Annotated in this window: 21 protein-coding genes; 6 read left to right on the forward strand and 15 right to left on the reverse strand. The window is 67.2% G+C overall.

Annotated elements, in window-relative coordinates; translation table 11 throughout:
• Positions 1 to 2: 2 nt before the first annotated feature.
• Genes G481_RS0101930 through G481_RS0101950 form a run of 5 tightly spaced genes read right to left on the reverse strand, consistent with a single transcriptional unit; the run spans position 3 to position 6,127 of the window.
• On the reverse strand, positions 3 to 1,607 hold the full coding sequence (locus tag G481_RS0101930) for an acyl-CoA carboxylase subunit beta (protein ID WP_028028504.1): 1,605 nt from the start codon (positions 1,605 to 1,607) through the stop codon (positions 3 to 5).
• Positions 1,604 to 2,065 (reverse strand): acyl-CoA carboxylase biotin carboxyl carrier protein subunit, encoded by a 462-nt coding sequence (locus G481_RS24960; protein ID WP_051294238.1) that lies wholly within the window; start codon positions 2,063 to 2,065, stop codon positions 1,604 to 1,606. Before G481_RS24960 ends, G481_RS0101930 begins: the two co-directional genes overlap by 4 nt.
• Positions 2,065 to 3,546, reverse strand: coding sequence for an acetyl-CoA carboxylase biotin carboxylase subunit (locus G481_RS0101940; protein WP_028028505.1), 1,482 nt, complete (start codon positions 3,544 to 3,546; stop codon positions 2,065 to 2,067). The genes G481_RS24960 and G481_RS0101940 overlap by 1 nt, the downstream gene beginning before the upstream one ends.
• Positions 3,543 to 5,345 carry an acyclic terpene utilization AtuA family protein gene (locus tag G481_RS22590; protein WP_035024913.1) on the reverse strand — a complete coding sequence of 601 codons (1,803 nt, stop codon included), beginning with the start codon at positions 5,343 to 5,345 and terminating at the stop codon, positions 3,543 to 3,545. The genes G481_RS0101940 and G481_RS22590 overlap by 4 nt, the downstream gene beginning before the upstream one ends.
• A gap of 2 nt (positions 5,346 to 5,347) precedes the next feature.
• Entirely contained in the window at positions 5,348 to 6,127 is a 780-nt protein-coding gene (locus G481_RS0101950; RefSeq protein ID WP_051294239.1) for an enoyl-CoA hydratase-related protein, read from the reverse strand.
• Positions 6,128 to 6,362: 235 nt separating this feature from the next.
• Here G481_RS0101950 and G481_RS0101955 point away from each other — a divergent pair, with 235 nt between their 5' ends.
• Together G481_RS0101955 and G481_RS0101960 are read left to right on the forward strand one after the other, a co-directional pair.
• Complete coding sequence (locus G481_RS0101955; protein WP_028028507.1) at positions 6,363 to 7,559, forward strand: acyl-CoA dehydrogenase family protein; 1,197 nt, start codon at positions 6,363 to 6,365, stop codon at positions 7,557 to 7,559.
• A complete protein-coding gene (locus tag G481_RS0101960; protein ID WP_245594907.1) occupies positions 7,552 to 8,412 on the forward strand; it encodes an SDR family NAD(P)-dependent oxidoreductase in 861 nt (286 codons plus the stop codon). The genes G481_RS0101955 and G481_RS0101960 overlap by 8 nt, the downstream gene beginning before the upstream one ends.
• 36 nt (positions 8,413 to 8,448) lie before the next feature.
• Here the strand turns inward: G481_RS0101960 and G481_RS0101965 are convergent, their stop codons facing one another.
• The 4 genes from G481_RS0101965 to hpt form a co-directional block, all read right to left on the reverse strand.
• The gene (locus tag G481_RS0101965) at positions 8,449 to 8,844 is read right to left on the reverse strand and encodes a (R)-mandelonitrile lyase (RefSeq protein WP_028028509.1); all 396 of its coding nucleotides are present in this window, start codon (positions 8,842 to 8,844) and stop codon (positions 8,449 to 8,451) included.
• 133 nt (positions 8,845 to 8,977) lie between these two features.
• Entirely contained in the window at positions 8,978 to 9,874 is an 897-nt protein-coding gene (locus G481_RS0101970; protein ID WP_051294270.1) for a c-type cytochrome, read from the reverse strand.
• A gap of 99 nt (positions 9,875 to 9,973) precedes the next feature.
• On the reverse strand, positions 9,974 to 10,132 hold the full coding sequence (locus tag G481_RS0101975) for a hypothetical protein (RefSeq protein WP_245594908.1): 159 nt from the start codon (positions 10,130 to 10,132) through the stop codon (positions 9,974 to 9,976).
• Between the two features lie 27 nt (positions 10,133 to 10,159).
• Complete coding sequence (gene hpt, locus G481_RS0101980) at positions 10,160 to 10,702, reverse strand: hypoxanthine phosphoribosyltransferase (protein ID WP_028028512.1); 543 nt, start codon at positions 10,700 to 10,702, stop codon at positions 10,160 to 10,162.
• Between the two features lie 74 nt (positions 10,703 to 10,776).
• On the opposite strand from hpt, the gene G481_RS0101985 reads away from it, so the two are divergent.
• Positions 10,777 to 11,229, forward strand: a complete 453-nt coding sequence (locus G481_RS0101985; protein WP_028028513.1) for a type II toxin-antitoxin system RatA family toxin — start codon at positions 10,777 to 10,779, stop codon at positions 11,227 to 11,229.
• 81 nt (positions 11,230 to 11,310) lie between these two features.
• Here the strand turns inward: G481_RS0101985 and rnd are convergent, their stop codons facing one another.
• The 4 genes from rnd to G481_RS0102005 all read right to left on the reverse strand — a co-directional run bounded on the left by rnd (position 11,311) and on the right by G481_RS0102005 (position 15,477).
• The gene (gene rnd, locus G481_RS0101990) at positions 11,311 to 12,468 is read right to left on the reverse strand and encodes a ribonuclease D (protein ID WP_028028514.1); all 1,158 of its coding nucleotides are present in this window, start codon (positions 12,466 to 12,468) and stop codon (positions 11,311 to 11,313) included.
• A 190-nt stretch (positions 12,469 to 12,658) separates the two neighbouring features.
• Positions 12,659 to 13,510: a methylenetetrahydrofolate reductase gene (locus G481_RS22595; RefSeq protein WP_035024787.1), complete on the reverse strand. Its 852-nt coding sequence runs from the start codon at positions 13,508 to 13,510 to the stop codon at positions 12,659 to 12,661.
• An 87-nt stretch (positions 13,511 to 13,597) separates the two neighbouring features.
• On the reverse strand, positions 13,598 to 14,335 hold the full coding sequence (locus G481_RS0102000; protein WP_028028515.1) for an RlmE family RNA methyltransferase: 738 nt from the start codon (positions 14,333 to 14,335) through the stop codon (positions 13,598 to 13,600).
• A complete protein-coding gene (locus G481_RS0102005) occupies positions 14,332 to 15,477 on the reverse strand; it encodes a Ppx/GppA phosphatase family protein (protein WP_028028516.1) in 1,146 nt (381 codons plus the stop codon). Before G481_RS0102005 ends, G481_RS0102000 begins: the two co-directional genes overlap by 4 nt.
• Before the next feature lie 253 nt (positions 15,478 to 15,730).
• On the opposite strand from G481_RS0102005, the gene purM reads away from it, so the two are divergent.
• Genes purM through G481_RS22600 form a run of 3 tightly spaced genes read left to right on the forward strand, consistent with a single transcriptional unit; the run spans position 15,731 to position 18,225 of the window.
• A complete protein-coding gene (gene purM / locus G481_RS0102010; protein WP_035024916.1) occupies positions 15,731 to 16,789 on the forward strand; it encodes a phosphoribosylformylglycinamidine cyclo-ligase in 1,059 nt (352 codons plus the stop codon).
• Positions 16,786 to 17,373: a phosphoribosylglycinamide formyltransferase gene (purN, locus tag G481_RS0102015; RefSeq protein ID WP_028028518.1), complete on the forward strand. Its 588-nt coding sequence runs from the start codon at positions 16,786 to 16,788 to the stop codon at positions 17,371 to 17,373. Before purM ends, purN begins: the two co-directional genes overlap by 4 nt.
• Positions 17,374 to 17,433: 60 nt before the next feature.
• Complete coding sequence (locus G481_RS22600; protein ID WP_051294240.1) at positions 17,434 to 18,225, forward strand: serine hydrolase; 792 nt, start codon at positions 17,434 to 17,436, stop codon at positions 18,223 to 18,225.
• A gap of 181 nt (positions 18,226 to 18,406) precedes the next feature.
• Here the strand turns inward: G481_RS22600 and G481_RS0102025 are convergent, their stop codons facing one another.
• Complete coding sequence (locus G481_RS0102025) at positions 18,407 to 19,825, reverse strand: amidase (RefSeq protein WP_035024788.1); 1,419 nt, start codon at positions 19,823 to 19,825, stop codon at positions 18,407 to 18,409.
• Between the two features lie 33 nt (positions 19,826 to 19,858).
• On the reverse strand, positions 19,859 to 21,649 hold the full coding sequence (locus G481_RS22605) for a SulP family inorganic anion transporter (protein WP_084450581.1): 1,791 nt from the start codon (positions 21,647 to 21,649) through the stop codon (positions 19,859 to 19,861).
• Positions 21,650 to 21,724 lie beyond the last annotated feature (75 nt).

A 21,724-nucleotide genomic window follows, 5' to 3' on the forward strand; every position in this document is an offset into this window, starting at 1 on the left:
CCCTAGAACCGGAACACGCCATAGCCTTGCGGGCCCGGCGGTGCATTCAAGGCGGCCGAAATGGAAATGCCAAGCGCATTTCGCGTGTCCACCGGGTCGATCATCCCGTCGTCCCAGATCTGCGAGGTGGAATAATAGGCCGACAGCTGTTCCTGATAGGCCGCGCGGGTGGTTTCCCACAGCTGGTCCAGTTCCGCCTGGTCAAAGGTGCCTGCGCGCTTCATCTGGTTGGCCTTGACCTCCATCAGGGTGTTGGCGGCCTGATCGCCGCCCATGACGCCGATCTGGTGGTTCGGCCAGGCGAACAGCAGCCGCGCGTCAAAGGCCCGGCCGCACATGCCATAATTGCCCGCGCCAAAGCTGCCGTTTACCATCACGGTGAACTTGGGAACGTGCGAGCAGCTTTGCGCCATGATCATCTTGGCGCCGTCCTTGGTGATGCCGCGCCGCTCATAGTCCTGGCCGATCATGTAGCCGGTGATGTTCTGCAAGAAGACCAGCGGGGTGTTGTTCTGGTTGCACAGTTCGATGAAATGCGCGCCCTTCAGGCTGGAATCGTTGAACAGCACCCCGTTGTTGCCAAGGATCCCCACCTTGTAGCCCCAGATATTGGCAAAGCCGCAGATCAGGGTGGTGCCGTAATCCGGCTGGTATTCGTGAAACCGGCTGCCATCGACGATGCGGGCGATGACCTCGCGCATGTCGAACTGGGTTTTGATGTTGTCTGGGATGATGCCGTAAAGCTCTTCGGGGTCATAGGCCGGGGGCTCGGGCATCTCGCGCTGGATGGCCCATTTCTGCGGATGTTCCCATTGCGCGACGATCTCGCGGCCGATCAGGATGGCCTCGTCCTCGGTCGCGGCCGGATAGTCGCAGGTGCCGGATACCGAGGTATGCATCCGCGCGCCGCCCAGGTCTTCGGTGCTGACGATCTCGCCGGTGGCTGCCTTGACCAGCGGCGGGCCGCCCAAGAACACCGCGCCGGTGCCCTGAACGATCACCGAATAGTCCGACAGCGCCGGAATATAGGCGCCGCCCGCCGTGCAATGGCCAAAGACCAGCGACAGCTGCTTGACCCCCATCTTGGACAGGATCGCCTGGTTGCGGAACATGCGCCCGGCCATGTGCTTGTCTGGGAACAGATCCGATTGCAGCGTCAGATTGCCGCCCGCGCTGTCGCACAGGTGGACCATGGGCAAGCGGTTTTCGATGGCAATGTCCAGCGCGCGGACAAATTTCTTGATGGTCAGCGGATACCAGGCGCCGCCCTTGACCGTGGGATCGTCGGCGCGGATGATCACCTCGCGCCCGGAAACCACGCCGATGCCGACGATGCCGCTGGCCGAGGGGCTTTCGCCGTCATAGTCCATGTTGGCCGCCAGCGAGGACAGTTCGAGGAACGGCGTGCCAGGGTCGATCAGCTTTTCGATCCGCTCGCGCGGGCGCATCTTGCCCTGTCTGGCCAGCCTTTCCAGATCGCGGGCCGGGCGGGCGTGGCGGGCGGCCTCTTGCCTTGCGCGGAATTCGGCGACCAGCGCGCGGTTGTGCGCGGCATAGTGCCGGAACTCGGCCGAGGCGGTGTTGATGCGCGAGACGATCTTTCTCATGCCGCGTCCCCCTTGGACAGCGTCTCCAGCCGCGCGATCACGGCGTCCTTGTCAAAGGTGGCACCTTCGGCAAAGGCGATGTCCGCCACCACCCCGTCGCGCGGCGCTTTCAGCGCGGTTTGCAGCTTCATGCTTTCGATGGTCACCAGCGTCTGACCGGCGGTCACCGCATCGCCGGGCGCCGCATGGACAGACACGACGGCGCCCGGCATGGGGGCGCGCAGCTCGTCTTCGGCAGCGCCCTGGCCGGCAGCCTCGGCGCGCGGGTCGATGCGGCGCAGGCGGAAGGTGCGGCCCATGTGGCGCACCATGGTTTCGCTGTCATCGCCGGCCAGAACCGGGCGGGGGGCGGTGCGGTCGATGACATGGATACGCCCGTCGACCGACAGGGTCAGCGGGTTGCGGGCGATCACCGCAATCTCGTGCTGGGTCTCGCCAAGGGTGAATTTCACCGCCATCAGTTCCTCCACTGTCCCATGCTGGCGTAGGGCTCGGGCACATTGTCGATCAGCTGCGCGAAATGGTGATCGGCCAGAGCTGCGGCGATCAGCACCCGGTCCAACGTGGCCGGGTCGGGCGCGGGCGGTGCCAGATCGGCGGCGTGCCGGGCGACGAATGCGGTGGACAGATCGCCCGCGCGAAAGGCCGGATGGTCCAGCACCCGCGCCAGATAGTCGATGTTCGTGCCCACCCCCAGCAGCGCCAGATCCTTCAGCGCGGCGATGGACCGGTCCACCGCCTGAGCGCGGCTATCGCCATGCACCACCAGCTTGGCCAGCATCGGGTCGAAATCCGATGTGACCTTCTGGCCGGGGTCCAGCGCGTTTTCAAACCGCAGCCAATCGGCCTGTGGCACGTCCAGCCGGCGGATGGTCCCGGTTTCGGGCAGGAAGTTGTTTTCGGGATCTTCGGCGCAGATCCGGCATTCGATGGCATTGCCATGCAGCGGCACCTCGGCCTGCGGCATCGGCAGGCCGCGCCCTTCGGCAATGGCCAGCTGTGTTTCCACAAGATCAAGGCCGGTGATTTCCTCGGTGACGGGATGTTCGACCTGCAGCCGCGTGTTCATTTCCAGAAAGAAGAACCGCCCGTCGGCGCCCAGGATATATTCCACCGTCCCGGCATTGCGATACTGCGCCGCCGCCGCCAGCCGCACGGCCGAGCCGCAGATTTCATCCCGCAGGGCAGGGGGCAGGTTGGCGGCTGGGGCTTCCTCGATGATCTTCTGGAACCGGCGCTGGACGGAACATTCGCGTTCCCACAGGTGGATCGCAGCCCCCGCGCCATCGCCCAGAACCTGCACCTCGATGTGGCGGGGGTTTTCGACGAACAGCTCGGCATAGACGCGGCCGTCGCCGAAATAGCGCAGCGCCTCGCCCGAGGCGATGCGGGCAGCCTCGCGCATCTCGCTGGCCGAATGGACGATGGACATGCCCTTGCCACCGCCCCCGGCGGCGGCCTTGATCAGCAGCGGAAAGCCGATCCTTTCGGCGTCGCGCGCAAAGGCCTCCAGATCGTCGGTCGGCATGACAGAAGGGGCCACCGGCACCCCGTGCCGTTCGGCAAAGGTGCGGGCGGAAATCTTGTCGCCCATCAGCTCGATCACCTCGGCCGAAGGACCGATGAAGATCAGCCCCGCATCTTCCACCGCCTTGGCAAAGCGGGCATTTTCCGACAGGAAGCCATAGCCGGGATGGATGGCATCGGCCCCCGTCGCCCGCGCGGCGGCGATGATCTGGGCGCCATCCAGATGGGCGGCGACCGGCGTGTCGCCGCGCAGCTCCACCGCCTGACCGGCCATGCGGACATGGGCGGCGCGCGCTTCGGCCGCGTGATGGACAGCGACCGAGGCGATGCCCAGCCTGTCCAGCGTGCGGATGATCCGGGCGGCAATCTCGCCCCGGTTGGCGATCAGCACCTTGGTGATCCTGGCGGTCATGCGCGGGCCTCCTTTGCCCAGGGTTCCAGCGGGCCATCGGGGGCCAGCCAGGCGGCGGGAACGGGAACCGGCATGTCCAGCAGCACCTGCGCCAGCGCCTTGCCCTGCGGGTCGTGGCGCAACGAGGCAACGCCGCCCCCCCCCAGCGCGCTGTGCAGCATCAGGTTGATCCCCGGCAGGCCCGGCCAGCCAAAGCGTTCGACCCGCGCGGGCGCATGATGGGCGAACCAGTCCGCGACCGCCTGCGGTGTGACGGCGGCCAGAATGGCGGGCAGAAAGGCCGGATCGCGGGCGATGATGCCGATATTGGCAATGTCGCCCTTGTCGCCCGAGCGGCCATGCGCCAGCGCGATCAGCGGCACCCGTGGCCCGGTGATCGGGGCACTGTCCACCGGATCGGGGGAATAAGGCGCGGCATCCCGCGCCAGCACAAAGGGCACGGCAATGCGGCCCGCGTCATCCTCGATCATCGGGGTGATGCGGGCCTTGTCGGCCAGAAAGCTGAACAGCCGCACCACGGGCTGCGGTTTCGGGCGCCCCCCGGCAAAGCCGGTCAGGCTTTGCACCATCGCGGTGGCGGCGGGGAAAATCTCGCGCCCGAAAATCTCCAGCGCATCTTTCGACGGGCTGCGCACGGCGATCTTCAGCACGACCTCACGCGCCCCGCGGGCCTGCGATTGCGCGCCATAGGCCGATTCCGCGCCCAGCACCTCGACCGAGGTTTCACGAAGCCCCGGCAGGCCCGCAGCTGCGATCAGGCGGGCCGCGCGGGCAAGGATCGCGGCGCCCACTGCCTCGGCCTTGGCCACCGCATCGCGGCCGGCGATCATCATGGTGATGGAACTGCGCCAGCCATCGCTGAACGTGGCGGAAACCTTCAGGCTGCCCGTTGGCGCCCGCCCCCGCGCACCAGACACGCGCACGCGGTTTTCCCCCGTCGCCGTGATGCGCAGATCGCGCCAGTCGCAGGTGACATCGGGAAGGACATAGGCGCCGGGGTCGCCCACCTCGTAGACCACCTGTTCGGCAATGCTTGCGGGCGTGATCAGCCCGCCGGTGCCTTCGGGCTTGACGATTTCAAAGCTGCCATCGGCGGCGCAGAGCGCGATGGGAAAGCCCATGTCGTCCCAGCCCGGCACCTGCCGCCAGTCGGTGAACACGCCGCCCGTGCATTGCGTGCCGCATTCGATGACGTGACCGGCCAGCGAGCCGCCCGACAGCTGGTCATAATCCTGCGGGCCCCAGCCGAATTCGTGGATCAGCGGCCCTAGCACCAGCGCCGAGTCGACGCAGCGCCCCGTGACCACCACATCGGCCCCGCGCGCCAGCGCCTGCGCGATGGGAAAGGCGCCGAGATAGGCATTCACGCTGGCCAGCTTGCCCGGCAGGGGGGCACCGCTGAACATCTCGGTGATGCCGGGGCGCATCTCCTCGATCTGCGGGGACAGGTCATCGCCCTCGACCAGCGCGACCTTCAGCGGCACGCCCAGTTCTGCAAACAGCGCCACCAGCGCATCGCGGCAGGCGGCGGGATTGACACCGCCGGCATTGGTGACGACGCGGATTTTCCCGGCCGCGATCTCGGCCGCCAGCGGGCGCATCACCAGCGAGACGAAATCGGTGGCATAGCCTGCGGCCGGATCGCGTGCCTTCATCCGGGCCAGGATCGACATGGTGATCTCGGCCAGGTAATCCATGACCAGATAGTCGATCCCGCCCGAGCGGACGAGCTGTGCCGGCCCTTCGGGCGTATCGCCCCAGAACCCCGCCCCGCAGCCGATACGAACGATACGGTCCATGATCAGCGCCCCGTCCACTCGGGTTTGCGCTTTTCGGCAAAGGCCTTGAACCCTTCGCGCGCATCCTCGGTGCGGGCCATGTTGGCCAGCATGAACTGGGCATATTCCAGCGCCGCATCGGTCGTCATTTCCCGCACCTTGCGCAGGCCCTGCTTGCCAAGCCGGATGCCGGTGGGAGACTTGTCGGTGATGCGGCCCAGCAGCCAGGCCATCTTGTCATCCAGCTGATCGGCCGGGACGGCATAGTTCACCCAGCGCTCGGCGGCGGCTTCGGCCCCGGTCACAGGCTCGCCTGTGATGCACAGCTCCATCATGCGGCGGGGCGGGACGACGCGCAAAAGGAACGGCAGGATCATGGCGGGGAACAGGCCCACCCGCACCTCGGTCACGCCGATCATCGCACTGTCCACCATCACCGCCAGATCGCAGGCGCAGACTAGGCCCATGCCGCCCGCCAGCGCATGGCCATTGACCCGCGCGATCAGCGGCAGGCGGCAGGCCTCCATCCGCCGCAGCAGGCGCGCGACGTAATGGCGGGGGTCGGCCACGTCGATGGTAAAGGGCGTGCCATCTGCCGCCGGGCGCAGATCGCCGCCCGCGCAGAAGGCCTTGTCCCCGGCGCCGGTCAGCACGACGGCCCGGATGCCGGGGTCCGCCTCGGCCGCATCCAGCGCCGCCTCGATCCCCAGCGCCACGGCCTCGTTCAGCGCATTGCGCAGCTCGGGGCGGTTGATGCGGATCGTCAGCACCGCGCCGTCGCGGACGGTTTCCACCGGATTCATGGCAAGTCCTCCCTCGGAATGAGTCGGCCTCATCCTGCCCCTATAAATGAGTAACATTCAGTAACCTGTCAACCGCCCCGGCGGGCACCCCTTGTTTTGCTGCATAAGCACAATGGATTTGGCAAATGACGCGGGGTCTCGCTGCAGTTGCGGCGATTGACCGGCCGGAATGCGCGGTGTTACAGATGAGCCAATCTCAATAACGATACTCACCGCCAGGGGGAGGAAACCTTGCATGACCCAGAATGATCAGAACCCGTTCGGCCTGACGCCCGATCAGCAGCAGCTGCTGGATCAGGTGGACCGCTTTTCCAAGGCCGAGCTTTACCCGCTGGCCCCCCGCATGGACGCCGAGGAATGGTGGCCCGACCACATCTTTCCCCGCATCGGCGAGATGGGCATGTTCGGCGCGACCATTCCCGAGGAATTCGGCGGCACCAACATGGATCTGCTGTCCTCGGGGCTGACCTTGCAGGCGATGGGGCGCTGGAACCATGCGCTGGCGCTTTCCTGGGTCGCGCATGACAACCTGTGCGCCAACAACATCTATCGCAACGGAACCGAGGCACAGCGGCGCAAGTATCTGCCGGGGCTATGTTCGGGCAAGCTGGTCGGCGCGCTGGGGCTGACCGAGCCGGGGGCGGGGTCGGATGCGCTGGGATCCATGCGCACCACGGCGCGGCGTGACGGCGATCACTATGTGCTGAACGGCCAGAAGCTGTATATCACCAACGGCCCGGTGGCCGATGTGCTGCTGGTCTATGCCAAGACCGACAAGGAAGCCGGCGCGCATGGCATTTCCGCCTTCATCGTCGAAAAGGGCATGCCGGGGTTCCGGGTTGCGCAAAAGCTGGTGAAGATGGGCTATCGTGGCAGCCCGACGGGCGAATTGGTGTTCGAGGATTGCCGCGTTCCGGCCGAAAATCTGGTCGGCGGGGAAAACCGCGGCGTGGCCGTGGTGATGAGCGGGCTTGATCTGGAACGCGCCATGATCACGCCGCTGTGCCTTGGGGTTGCCGAACGCGCGCTGGATCTGTCGGTCGAATTTGCCAAGACCCGCAAGCAGTTCGGCAAGCCGATCGGCACCTTCCAGATGGTGCAATCGCACCTGGCCGAGATGTATACGGCCGTCGAGGCGATGCGGGCCTATACCTATCGCGTGCTGGCCGAGGCGGGCCCCATGGAACAGGGCGGCGGCGGTCGCGGCTATATCCACATGCTGACCGCCTCGGCGGTGATGTTCGTGGCCGATCAGCTGCACCGGGTGCTGGATCTGGCGGTGCAGGTGCATGGCGGGGCCGGCTATATCTGGGAGTCAGAAATCAACCGGCTGTTCCGGTCCACCAAGCTGCTGGAGATCGGCGCAGGCACGACCGAGGTGCGCAAGATGATCATCGCGGGCGAATTGCTGCGGGGGATGGGGCGTGACTGACGACCCGATGGCGCTGGGGCTGGACGATGTGGCGCTGGCCGGTCAACCGACGGTGTTTGCAAGCGATGCGCTGGCAGGCAAGCGGCTGCTGGTGTCGGGCGGGGCAGGCGGCATTGGCCGGGCGGTGGCCTGGCTTGCGGGCCGCTGCGGGGCCGAGGTGATCATCACGGGGCGCGACCGCGCCAAGCTGGATGGCGCGGTGGCCGCCATGACAGCGGCAGGGCTGCGCGTGCAGGGCCATGTCGTCGATATCCGCAAGCCCGAGACGGTGGCCGACCTGTTCACCGGCCCGGTGGCCGAGGCGGGAGGCATCGATCTGCTGGTCAATTCGGCTGGCGGTCAGTTTCCGCAGGCGGCCATCGACTTCTCGCTCAAGGGCTGGAACGCGGTCATCGACAACAACCTCAACGGCACCTGGCACATGATGCAGGCCGCCGCCCGGCACTGGCGCGATGCGGCCCGGCCCGGCAGCATCGTCAACATCGTGGTGGTGGTGGACCACGGGCTTTATGGGGTCGCCCATACCATCGCGGCGCGATCGGGGGTGATCGGGCTGTCGCGCGCGGTCGCGGTGGAATGGGCACCGCTGGGCATCCGCGTCAACTGCATCGCGCCGGGGGCGATCGAGACCCCGGGCTGGCGGGTCTATTCCCCCGAGGCGCGGGCGACCTATGCGCGGTCCAATCCGATGATGCGCGCCGGGACCACCTGGGAAATCGCCGAATCGGTGATCTGGATCGGTGGCCCCTCGGGCAGCTTTGTCACGGGCGAGACGGTGAATGTCGCAGGCGGATCGCAGCTGTGGGGGGAAACCTGGACGACCGGACGGCCCGACTGGTTCCGCCCGGCCTGATCCTGGCGGGGGGCAGGTCACGCCCCCGCCCCCCTGTCAGCCGGCATATTCGCGGTCGGTCACCTTTTCCATCCAGTCGACGGTGACGCCGTCGATGGCTTCGTGAATGGCGATATGGCTCATGGCGGTGTCGGGCGCGGCGCCGTGCCAGTGCTTTTCGCCTGCGGGAAACCAGATCACGTCGCCTTGGGCGATTTCCTTGACGGGCCCGCCTTCGCGCTGAACAAAGCCGCGCCCGAAGGTCACGATCAGCGTCTGCCCGGCCGGATGGGTGTGCCAGGCTGTGCGCGCGCCGGGTTCAAAGGTGACATGCGCCCCGGCAGCGCGGCCCGGATCCTCGGCCTGAAACAACGGGTCGATCCGCACCGTGCCGGTGAAATATTCCTCCGGTCCTGGACGCGAAGACCTGCTGCCGGCGCGGGTGATCTTCATGGCACTCTCCTTGAACTGGGATCCTGGACATGTGGCTGCGGGCGGGGCGCGCCCACAGGGTCCAACCTTGCACAAGGGGCGGTGGGGTGCCAGCGCGATCCGCGCATTCGGTCACATCTTCAGGTTGCGCCAGTCAGCGCACGGCAGGCACCTTCTTGAGATAGGCGGCAACGGCGGCACGATCTTCCTCGGGCAATTGCGAGAAATTGCCGACCACCAGCGCCATATGTCCGCCTGCGCTGTCGAAATCGGGGGTAAAGCCGCTGGTCAGGTATTCGACGATCTCGGCTTCGGACCAGTCCAGCCCGCCGGGGGTGATGTTGGGCACCCGCCCCTTGCCGCTGGCATCCGGCCCGCCGCCCAGCCAGCGCGCCCGGTCCGGTGCGCCGGTCAGCGCGTTGCGCGGCGTATGGCATTCGCCGCAATGGCCCAGCACCTCGGCCAGATAGCGGCCACGCATCTCGGCCTCGGTCAGCCCGTCATCCGGCACCACCCAGCCACTGCGGCCAAAGGCCAGCTTCCACAGCCCGATGCCGCGCCGGAATTTCAGCGGCAGGGGCAGCTCGTGCGGCTGGCTGGCGACGGGCGACAGGGGCAGGGTGGCCAGATAGGCATGAAGATCGACCATGTCCTGCGGCGCCATCCCGCGATAGCTGTCCCAAGGGAAGGCGGGGTAGTAATGCTGCCCTTCGGGCGAGACGCCCCGCATCACCGCATCGGCCAGCGCCGTCACCGACCAGCCGCCAATGCCTGCGACCGGATCGGGCGATATATTCGGCGCAAGGAAGGTGCCGAACGGGGTTTCGAACCGCTGGCCCCCCGACAGCACCAGTTTGCCCTCGCCCTCGGCCCCTGGCGCCATGTGGCACGAGGCACAGCCGGCCGCCGTGAACACCTGCTGGCCATGGTCCACAGACGGGTCCAGCCCGGCGAACAGGTCGGGGTCGATCTGGTTCGGACGCGTCAGCACCCAGAAGGCGGCACCGCCGACAAGAAGGGCTCCGATCAGGAAATAGCGCAGGCGGGTCAAGCTGCTGTCCTCCCAAGGCGCCGCGGCGCGGCCTGGATCACGCCCCTTGAACTGTGCCCCGAACCGCAAGGTCTGTCCAGCGTCCTGACCCGGCCCGGCCTATGGTCGGATACGCGGCACGCCGCCCGAATTCGGGGTCAGCGCCTCGGGCCAGCCGAACAGCCATTCGAACCCGGCGATGGCCAGGCACAGGGCGATCACCACGACCACCAGCACCACCTGCCGCACCGATGGCGGCCGGCGCACCCAGCGGGCCATGCGCAGGAACCAGACCGGCCACATGCGTCAGGACGGCAGGAAGCGCACCTTGCCGATGTAGGGCAGGTTGCGGTTGCGCTGTGCAAAGTCGATTCCATAGCCCACGACGAATTCGTCGGGGATCTCGAACCCGGTCCAGGTGGCCTTCATGTTCACCTCGCGCCGGCTGGGCTTGTCCAGCAGGGCGCAGATCTCCAGCCGCCGCGGCTCGCGCGAGAGCAGCAGGTTCTTGACATGATGCAGCGTAAAGCCGGTGTCGACGATATCCTCGACGACCAGCACGTCGCGGCCCGCGATCTCGCCGCGCAGGTCTTTGAGGATCCGCACCTCGCGGCTGGATTCCATGGCATTGCCATAGCTGGATGCCTCGAGGAAATCGACCTCGACGGGCAGGTCGATCTCGCGCACCAGATCGGCGATGAACACGAAGGATCCGCGCAGCAGGCCGACCACGACCAGCTTGTCGGTATCGTGGAAATGCGCGGTGATCTCGCGCGCCAGTTCCTCGACCCTGGCCGCAATGGCCTTGGCCGAGATCATCTGGTCGATCACATAAGGCTTTTGCGACATGGCCGCCCCTTGATTTCCGTGCCTTCTTTCCCCCATAGGGCAGGGCGCAGCCTTCCGCAACAGACCCGAGGCCGATGCCCACCCATCACGAGACCCGCCGCCTGCCCTATACCGCCCGCCAGATGTATGATCTGGTGGCCGATGTCGCGCGGTATCCCGAATTCCTGCCCTGGAATGCCGCGGCCCGCATCCGCAGCCGCACCCCGCTGGAGGGTGGCCGCGAGAGGATGGAGGCCGATCTGATCATCAGCTTCAAGGTGTTCCGCGAACGCTTTGGCAGCCGCGTGGTGCTGGATCCGGGCGCGATGACGGTGGACACGGAATATCTGGACGGCCCGTTCAGGCACATGAAATCCACCTGGGCCTTTCGCGACCGCCCCGAGGGCGGCTGCGAGGTGGAATTCTTTGTCGATTTCGAATTCCGCAACGCGATCTTGCAAAAGGTGATCGGCGTCGTGTTCAACGAGGCGATGTTGCGCATCGTGCGCGCCTTCGAGGACCGGGCAAAGGTGCTTTACGGCGGCTGACGTGATGGGCCGCCGCAGGCAAGCGCACCCGGCGCCCTGCCGCTGCTTGACGCGTGCCTTGCCCCGACGGGCGCGATCCGCCTAAAGGCGGATCACGCGCACCGTCTGGCCAACGGCAGACAGCGCGATTTCCCCCCGGCACAGGCGCAGCGCGTCCTGGCCGAACACCTCGGCCCGCCAGCCGCGCAGGGCCGGAACGTCACGTTCCCCCGCCGCGATGGCATCCAGATCCGAGGTCGGCGCGATCAGCTTGGCGGCAACGCCCGAGTCCTCGGATTTCGCCTTGAGCAGCACGCGCAGCAGATCGGCCAGCGCCGGGTTCACCTGCAACTGATCGCGGCTGGTGTCGGGGCGGGGCATGTCCTCGGGGCGCATCTCGGTGCCGGCCTTGACGGCGGCCAGGATGCCATCGGCAATCTCGCCCTTGCGCGCCTCGCGCAGCAGAAGGCGGGCGCGGTTCAGCTCCTCGATCGTCGTGGGGCGGGTCGAGGCCAGTTCCAGCAGCGCATCGTCCTTGAAGATGCGCGAGCGCGGGATGTTGCGGCTTTGGGCATAGGCCTCGCGAAAGCGGGCAAGTTCCTTGACCACGGCCAGAAAACGGCCTGAGGTCGTGCGCGTCTTGACCCGCATCCAGGCATCTTCCGGCGTGACGGTATAGGTCGCGGGATCGGTCAGCGTTGCCAGTTCTTCTTCGACCCAATGGGTGCGGCCGGTCTTTTTCAGCTGCGCCGAGAGGCTTTCGTAGATCTGCCGCAGATGGGTGACATCGGCCAGCGCATATTCGCTTTGCGCCTTGGTCAGCGGGCGGCGGGACCAGTCGGTGAAGCGGCTGGTCTTGTCCAGATCGGCGCGGGTGATCTTTTTCACCAGCGTCTCATAGCCGGCCTGCTCGCCAAAGCCGCAGACCATGGCGGCGACCTGGGTGTCAAACAGGGGGGTCGGAAAGACGCCGCCTTCGACGAAGAAGATTTCCAGATCCTGCCGCGCGGCGTGGAACACCTTGACCGTCGCCTCGTGGCGCATCAGGTCATAAAGCGGCTCCAGCGACATGTCGGTCCCGACGATCGGGTCGACCAGAACCGCCAGCCCATCCTTGCCGGGCAGCGCCAGCTGGATCAGGCAGAGCTTGGCCCAATAGGTCCGCTCGCGCAGGAATTCGGTGTCTATGGTGACATAGGGTTGCGCCTTGGCCAATTCGCAGAACTCGGCAAGGGCTTCGGTCGTGGTGATGGTCTGCATCTGTCCTCGTGGCGCGGGGATATCCCGCTTGGCCCGGCGGCTGGTTGTCAAGACTTAGACGGGTGCGGGACAAATGAAAAGCCCGTGATCGGGGTGGCGGCGTCGCAGGGGGGCTGTCTGCCCCCCACCGATGCCGGTTGCACCGGCATCGCCCCCCGAGGGTATTTGGGGAAGGTGAAACGGCAGACGCTCAGGCGCGGTGGCGGGCCGCCCAGGCGCAGGTCGCGGCAATGCCGCCAAGCGGGAAAAGGTGAACCCCGGCGATCCCGTGGCGCGGCTGGCTGGCGATGGTGTGCAGCATCGCGGTCGGTTCGTGGCGCTGCACAAGGCGGCGCAGGTCATAGGGGCGGCGCTTGAGCACCTGAAGGCTTGGCCCGATTCCGCAGGCCAGCGCATAGCGCATCAGCGTGCCCAGCCGGCCAGGCCCCGCGGCGCCCAGGCGGATCGGCAGGTCGATCCCGGCTGCCGCGATGCGGGCGGCCCAGTCCAGCACCGGCGCGGCGTCAAAGCAGAACTGGGTGACGATGGCCATCCGCGCATCGCTGCGATTGGCGAAGTCCTGTTTCAGGCGCAGCGCGGCCATGGCCGCGCGGTCCGATCCGTCGGGGTCAAGATCGCGGCTGCCTTCAGGGTGGCCGGCCACATGCAGATCGGTGAAGCCGTCGAACAGGCCGGTTTCCAGCAGTTGCATCGCGGCATGGAAATCGCCGCGCGGCCGGGCGATGCCGCCGCCCAGCACCAGCGCCTGCCGCACGCCGGCCTGATCGCGGTAGCGCGCCAGCCAGTCGGCCAGCGTCGTGCGGTCGGGGATCGAGCGGGCGGGGAAATGCGGCATCGGCTCGAACCCGTCGCGCCGCAGGCGGCTGGCGGTGGCCAGCATGTCCGCGATGGGCGTGCCGTCAATATGGGCAATACAGACCCGCGTGCCCTGAGGCAGCAGGGCGCGGAAATCGGCCACGGTGGCGGCGCTGCGCGGGGTCACTTCGATGGAAAAGCCATCCAGCAGGGCGGCAAGGGCAGGGGGTGGCAGATCGCGGGGCATGGCGCGTCTTGGCTTGGGGCGGGCGATGTGCCCGCGATGAACAACCGGCCCTCCGCCCCCTTCGGAAGGACCGCACGGATCCCCCCGTCAGTCCTGTTCGCGGGCCTCGCGGTCCTGCCAGCGGCCACGAAAGCCCTGGGCGATCACGAATTTCTCGGACGAATCCGACCGCGAGGCGGGTGGCTTGACGTTCGCCACCTTGGTGAAGTTGCGCTTCAAGGTTGCCTGCAATTCGTTTTCCGCCCCGCCGGCCAGAACCTTGGCGACGAAGGTGCCGCCCTCTTCCAGCACGTCAAAGGCGAATTCCGCCGCCGCCTCGCACAGCGCGATGATGCGCAGGTGATCGACCTGACGGTTGCCCGAGGCCGCGGCAGCCATGTCGGACATCACCACATCGGCCTTGCCGCCCAGCCAGCCCTTGACCAGATCCTCGGCATCGTCGGCGAGGAAATCCAGCTGGTGCAGTTCCACCCCCGAGATCGGTTCCACCTCTTGCAGGTCGACGCCGATGATGCGGCCCACCGGCTTGCCCTTGCGTTCCCCCAGCGCGTTGATGCGCGGCACCGCCACCTGACACCAGCCGCCCGGCGCGCAACCCAGATCGACGACGCGGGCGCCGGGTTTGAGAAAGCCGTAGCGGTCGTCCAGTTCCATGATCTTGAAGGCGGCGCGGCCGCGAAAGCCCTCTTTCTTCGCCCGCTGGACATAGGGGTCGTTCAACTGCCGCTCCAGCCAGAGGGTGGAGGACAGCTTGCGCCCCTTGGCGGTCTTGACGCGGACGCGCAGATCGCGCTGGCCCCGGCCGGAAGTGTTTTTTTCGCTCATTTGTACGGCCCGTCTCCAAGAACGCCATCGGCGCTCATCTGTGCGTAAAGCAGCCCCTCGCGCAGGCCGCGGTCGGCGACCGACAGGCGGTCGGTCGGCCAGCAGCGCATGAGAGCCTGAAGGATCGCGGCGCCCGACATGATCAGCGTATGCCGGTCGCGCCCGATGCGCGGATCGCTGCGCCGGCCCTCGGGGCCAAGCGAGAGATAATCCTGAATCACCGTGTCGATCTGCGCCGAGGTCATGGTCAGCCCGTCAACCTTGGTGCGGTCATAGCGGCGCAGGCCCAGAAAGCTGGCTGCGACCGTGGTGATGGTGCCCGAGGTGCCGATGATCTGGAACCCTTCGCGCGGGTTGTCGGAATTATAGGGCGAGAAATTCGCCAGCTGTTCCTCGAAATACCAGCTCATCAGGGCAAAGCGGGCGGAATCGCTTTCGACATCGCTGAACTGCTCGCGCAGCGTCGCAACCCCAAGCGGGACCGAGATCCAGTCGACCACCCGCGCCTGCGGCCCTTCGCCATGGGTCTTGAAGCCGGCATGAAAGCGCATCAGCGCCTTGGGCCGGTCATGGGCAGGAACGCCGGTCAGATCCAGCCAGACAAGTTCCGTCGATCCGCCGCCGATATCGACGACCAGCAGCTGTTCCGTGCGCGTCTGCACCAGCGGCGCACAAGAGACGACGGCCAGCCGCGCCTCTTCCTCGGGGGGGATGATTTCCAGCGAAAGACCGGTCTCGCGCCGGATCGCGCGCATGAAATCGCGCGAGTTGCTGGCACGCCGGCAGGCCTCGGTCGCGACAAGGCGCATCCGGTCGACGCCATGCACCTCCAGCTTCTTCTGGCAGATGCGCAGCGCCTGCACCGTGCGCCCCATCGAGGCGCGCGAGAGCCGGCCCGAGCTTTCCAGCCCGACCCCCAGCTGCACCGTCTTGGAGAAGCTGTCGACAACATGAAACTGACCGCCGCGCGGACGGGCGATCAGCATCCTGCAACTGTTGGTGCCGAGATCCAGCGCCGCATAGAGCGGCGCCGGGTCGGCGGTCTTGTGGGTGCCGGACGATTCGACCGGCCGGGCAGCACCCGCTGGTGCCGCCCGCTCAAGCGGGAACGCGTCCGCACCCTGGGGACGCTGGGGCGTCATTTCCGCCCTCCGATATCTGGTTGAGACCAAAGTAACCCCCGGAACCCGCTGGCGCAAGGGCCGGTGCTGCGCGCATGTGTGCCGCCGGGCGCGGCGGGTGCGGCAAAGGGCGATGCGCGCCTTGCCACGGGGGCGGGTGCGCGTCTGCCGGGGGCCAGAGTCCGGGCGCAAAACACCGCTTGGGCCGCACCCTCGCGTTGCGCCAGCGCGCATGATGGGCTATGGCGCGCAGCAACCCGTGATGGAGAGCGCCATGACCAGCACCAGCAGCACCGGACACAACGGCCTGACCTATGCCGATGCGGGTGTCGACATCGACGCCGGCAATGCACTGGTCGACCGCATCAAGCCGGCCGCCAAGCGCACGGCGCGTCCGGGCGTGATGGGGGGCCTGGGCGGTTTCGGGGCGCTGTTCGACCTCAAGGGTGCGGGCTACACCGATCCCGTTCTGGTCGCGGCAACCGATGGCGTGGGCACCAAGCTGCGCATTGCGATCGACACCGGCAATGTCGACACGATCGGCATTGATCTGGTGGCAATGTGCGTCAACGATCTGGTCTGCCAAGGGGCGGAGCCGCTGTTCTTCCTGGACTATTTTGCCACCGGCAAGCTGGATGTCGATCAGGCGGCCCGCATCGTCGAGGGGATCGCCGCGGGCTGCGAGGCCAGTGGCTGCGCGCTGATCGGCGGCGAGACCGCCGAGATGCCGGGCATGTATCACAAGGGCGATTTCGACCTGGCCGGGTTCGCCGTTGGCGCCATGGAACGCGGCACCGAACTGCCCGCAGGGGTGGCCGCGGGCGATGTGCTGCTGGGCCTTGGCTCGAACGGGGTGCATTCCAACGGCTACAGCTTCGTGCGCAAGGTGGTGGAACTGTCGGGCCTTGGCTGGGATGCGCCTTCGCCATTCTCGGACGGCATGCTGGGCGAGGCTCTGCTGGCGCCGACGCGGCTTTATGTCAAGCAGGCGCTGGCGGCGATCCGGGCAGGCGGGGTGCATGGGCTGGCGCATATCACCGGCGGCGGGCTGACGGAAAACCCGCCCCGCGTGCTGCCCGAAGGGCTGGCCTGCGCCATCGACCTTTCGGCCTGGGATCTGCCCCCGGTGTTTCGCTGGCTGGCGCAGACCGCGAACATGTCGGAACCCGAGTTGCTGAAAACCTTCAACTGCGGCATCGGCATGATCCTTGTCGTGGCCGCTGATCGGGCCGACGATCTGGCTGCCCTGTTGTCCGGGATGGGCGAGACGGTCGCGCGCCTTGGCACCATCGTGCCGGGCGAAGGGGTGATCTATTCCGGCAAGCTGCTGTGAAACGGGTCGCCATCCTGATCTCGGGCGGCGGATCCAACATGGTCCGCCTGGTCGAGAGCATGACCGGCGATCACCCGGCGCGGGCGGTTCTGGTGGCCTCGAACGACCCGGCCGCCAGCGGGCTGGACAAGGCCCGCGCCATGGGCATTCCGGTTGCCGCCGTCAGCCACCGCGATTTCAAGGGCGACCGGCCGGGATTCGAGGCCGCGCTCTTGCAGCATATCGAGGCGGCGCAGCCTGACATCTTGTGCCTTGCCGGCTTCATGCGGGTGCTGACACCCGAGTTCGTGCAGCGCTTCGAGGGGCGGCTTTTGAACATCCACCCCTCGCTGTTGCCGAAATACCCCGGCCTGCACACCCATCAGCGCGCGCTGGAGGCAGGCGACACCGAGGCCGGTTGCACGGTCCACGAGGTGACGGCGGTGCTGGACGATGGCCCGATCCTTGGACAGGCGCGGGTGCCGGTGCTGGCGGGCGATACTGCCGAGACGCTGGCGGCCCGCGTGCTGGTCAAGGAACATCAGCTGTATCCGGCCGTTCTGCGCCGGTTCGCGGCGGGCGACCGGACCCCGGTGATCCTGTAAGGCGGCTTGCGGCCCCTGTCCTGGCGGCCTAGGCTCGGCCCGTTCACAGGAGGTGCTGCCATGACCCAGACCGAAACCGCGCTGGCCGATCTGCTGCGCAAGGGCGAAGCCGGGGGCGCGCGCATCGGGCTTGCGCTGTCGCTGGATGGCAAGATGCTGTTCGCCCACCGCGCGGACGAGCGGTTCATTTCCGCCAGCGTGGTCAAGATTGCCATCATGGCCGAGGTGTTCCGCGCGGCGGATGCCGGGGTCTTGCGGCTGGATCAGCCGGTCACGGTGACGGCTGACATGATGGCGCCAGGCAGCGGCATCATGAACCATCTGGCGCCGGGATACACGCTGCAGCTGCGCGATGTGCTGTATCTGATGATGTCGATCAGCGACAATACGGCGACCAATATCCTGATCGACATGGCCGGCATGGACCGCATCAACGCGACCATGCAGGCGCTGGGGATGTCCGGCTCGGTGCTGGGGCGCAAGATGCGTGGTCGCCGGGCCATCGCGGGCGAGGCCGAGAACATCGCCGTTCCCGCCGATTATGATCGGCTGATCGGGGCCATCGTGAACGGCACCGCGGCCTCCGCCCCGGCCTGCGCCGAGATGATGGACCTGCTGCGCGGCCAGCAGAACGAACGCCGCCTGGCCCGGTTTCTGCCCAAGGGGGCGGATTGGGGGTCCAAGACCGGAACGGTCGAAGGCGTGGTGAACGACGCCGGTTTCCTGCGCACGGCCAAAGGGACGGCGGTGCTGAGCATGTTTACCGAAGGGTTCGAGCGCATGGTCGATGCCGAGGCGGTGCTGGGCGATCTGGCGCAGGCTGCGTTCCGTCTGGCGTGTGTGCTGGACTGAAAGCGGCGCAAGGGGGCCTTCCGGCTGGTCTGGGCGTTGGACGGAGAGGGGGCAGAGGGGCTGTCTGCCCCTCTTGGCCGTGCCGGCCAATTCACCCCGAGGATATTTTCGGACAGATGAAACACCGGGCCCGACAGCAAGTGGCGGCGGTCTCGGGCCCCGAGGGTTTATCGTCGCGCGGTCACATCGGTGGGGGGCGGCGGGCTGGCCAGTCGGTCGCGCGGTGAAAGGCCTGGCCGATCTGCAGGACGCGCCGGTCGGCGCCGCGCGGGCCGATGAGCTGGAAGCCCATCGGCAGCCCGTTGGTGCCAAAGCCTGCCGGGGCGGCAAGGGCGGGCAGACCCAGCAGGCTTGCGGGGACCACGACCTCCATCCAGCGGTGATAGGTATCCATCGCGGTGCCAGCGATGTCCTTGGGCCAGTCCCAGCCCTTGGGGAACGGCCAGACCTGCGCGACCGGCAGGGCCAGCACGTCGAACCGATCGAAGAGCCCGGCCGCGACGGCGTTCCAGTCCGAGCGGATGACCGAGGCGCGGTGCACTTCCATCGCGGACAGGGCAAGGCCGCGCTCGATCTCCCAGATCGCCTCGGGCTTGAGCTGGGCGCGGGTTTTCGGATTGGCGTGAAGCGGTGCGAGCTTTGCCGCAACCGCCCAGCTGCGCAGGGTGGTCCAGGCGTCCCATAGTTTCGCGGCCGGATAGGGCGCGGGCAGCGGGTCGACCGTGCAGCCCAGATCGGCAAAGGTTGCCAGTGCGGTCTGGCATAGATCGAGAATCCCCGGCTCGACAGGATAGGCGCCGCCCCAGTCGCCCAGCCAGCCGATGCGCAGCCCCTTGATGTCGGTGTCGAGGCCCTGGGCAAAGGGTTCCACCGGCCGGCCATGGGGCAGGCGCGGGTCGGGCACTGCCAGCACCTGAAGCAGCAAGGCGAGGTCGAAAATATTTCGCGCCATCGGGCCATCGGTTGCCAGCTGGTGCAGGAAGGTGTCGCCCACCGGATCGACCGGCACCCGGCCCCAGGTCGGGCGAAAGCCATAGACGTTGCAAAACCCGGCCGGGTTGCGCAGCGACCCCATCATGTCCGACCCGTCGGCCAATGGCAGCATTCGCGCCGCCAGCGCCGCCGCCGCCCCGCCGGACGATCCGCCCGCCGTGCGCGTCAGGTCATAGGGGGTGGCGGTCACGCCATGGACCGGGTTGTAGGAATGCGAGCCAAGGCCGAATTCAGGCGTGTTGGTCTTGCCGATCAGGATTGCGCCCGCCGCGCGCAGGCGGCGGGGCAGCATGTCGTCCTTGTCCGGCACGTTGTCCGCCAGGATCGGCGAGCCCCAGGTGGAGCGGATCCCCTTGACCCCGGCCAGATCTTTGACCGCCATCGGCAGGCCATGCAGCGGGCCGCGCTGGTCCATCGGCTCTGCATCGGCGGCGCGCGCCGCGGCCATCAGCGCATCGCGGTCCTGCAAGGCGATGATCGCATTCACAGGCCCGTTCACCGCCGCGATCCGGTCAAGGACGGCGGCCATCACCTCGGCGGCCGAGGTGTACCCGCTTGCCATGGCGGCCAGAAGTTCTGTTGCGCCCAGATCGATCAGCCCGCTCATCCTGCCCCCCGCACGTGTCCGGGGGGCAGCGTTTCACAGGCCCGCGGCGGCGTCCAGCCCCTTGGGGGCGCCTGGCTTGCGCTGTGTCTCGCGCCGGTCGGCGGCAAGGGTGCTGGCCGTCAGGTCGGGCGCCAGCGTGCGCATCGCATCGCAATGGGTCAGGAACACCTGTCCGGTCAGATCGTCGAGGAAGTGCGAGCGTTGCAGCCGGTCCATCACCGGGCCCTTCACCTCGGAGAGGTGCAGCCGGATGCCGGCATCCTTGAGCCGCGAGACGATCGATTCCAGCGTCTCGAGCGCCGAGGCATCGACGGCGTTGACCGCCGGGAACATCAGCACCACATGGCGCAGCGCCGGATTGGCCGAGACGGCGCCATAGATCGTGTCTTCCAGGAAGCGGGCATTGGGGAAATAGAGGCTTTCATCCACCCGGATCGACAGAACGTCCGGGGCGGTGACGACATCGTGCCGCTCGACATTGCGGAAATGCTCGGTTCCCGGCACCTGGCCGACGATGGCGACATGCGGGCGCGAGGTGCGGTACAGATGCAGCATCAGCGACAGGATGACGCCTGCGGTGATCCCGGCCTCGACCCCGACGCCCAGAGTGACAAGGATCGTCGCCGCCATTGCGGCAAAATCGGCGCGGTCATAGGACCAGGTCCGGCGCAAGGCGCCAAAATCCACAAGGCTGAGCACGGCGACGATGATGGTCGCGGCCAGCGTCGCCTTGGGCAGGAAGAACAGAAGGGGCGTGAGGAACATGGTGGCCGCCGCCATGCCGACGGCGGTAAAGGCCCCGGCGGCCGGCGTTTCGGCCCCGGCGTCAAAGTTCACCACCGACCGGGCAAAGCCCCCCGTGACCGGAAAGCCGCCCGAAATGGCCGCGCCGATGTTCGAGGCGCCCAGCGCCACCAGTTCCTGATCGGGGTCGATGCGCTGGCGCCGTTTGGCCGCCAGCGTCGAGGCAACCGAGACGGTTTCCACATAGCCCACGATGGAAATCAGCAGCGCCGGCACGGCGATCTGCGACCACATCGCCAGATCAAAGGGCGGCAGCGTCGGCATGGGCAGGCCGCGCGGCACATCGCCCACAATCGCGACGCCTTGCCCGCCCAGGCCAAGGCCCCAGGTGGCCAGCGTGGTGGCCGCCACCGCGACAACGGGGGCCGCGCGGGCGATGATATTGGCCGGCAACTCCGCCATGCCGCGCGATTTCAGGAAGGGCTTGAGCCGGCTGCGCGACCAGAACAGGAAGGCCAGCGCCGGCAAGGCAATCGCCATCGTCACCGGATTGACCTTGCCCAGCGCGCCGCCAATGGCCATCAGCGTATCCACCAGATTGTGTCCGCTGGCCTTGATGCCCAGCAGATGCGGCACCTGTCCGGCGGCGATCAGCAGGCCCGAGGCGGTGATGAACCCCGAAATCACCGGATGCGACAGGAAATTCGCGATGAACCCCAGCCGCAGCAACCCCATGCCCAGCAGCATCAGGCCTGACAGGAAGGCCATGGCAATCGCCGCACCCAGATATTCCGGGGTGCCTTGCTGGGCCAGCTGCCCGACCGAGGCCGCCGTCATCAGCGAGACCACAGCCACCGGCCCCACCGCCAGCGCGCGCGAGGTGCCGAACACCGCATAGACCACCAGGGGCGCGATCGAGGCATACAGCCCCACCTCGGGCGGCAGGCCGGCGAGCAGCGCATAGGCCAGCGATTGCGGGATCAGCATGATCGTCACGATCAGGGCGGCCAGCAGATCGCTGATCAGCGTGTCTCGGCTGTAGGTTCGGCCCCAGTCGAGGATCGGGAAATAGCGGCGCATCGGTCAAACTCCGTCCTGTCGCGCCATCATATAGAGGGTGGGGATCACATATTACAAGTCTTGAATGTGTAAATC

Source organism: Gemmobacter nectariphilus DSM 15620 (genome assembly GCF_000429765.1).
In the GTDB taxonomy this organism is placed as follows: Bacteria; Pseudomonadota; Alphaproteobacteria; order Rhodobacterales; family Rhodobacteraceae; genus Wagnerdoeblera; species Wagnerdoeblera nectariphila.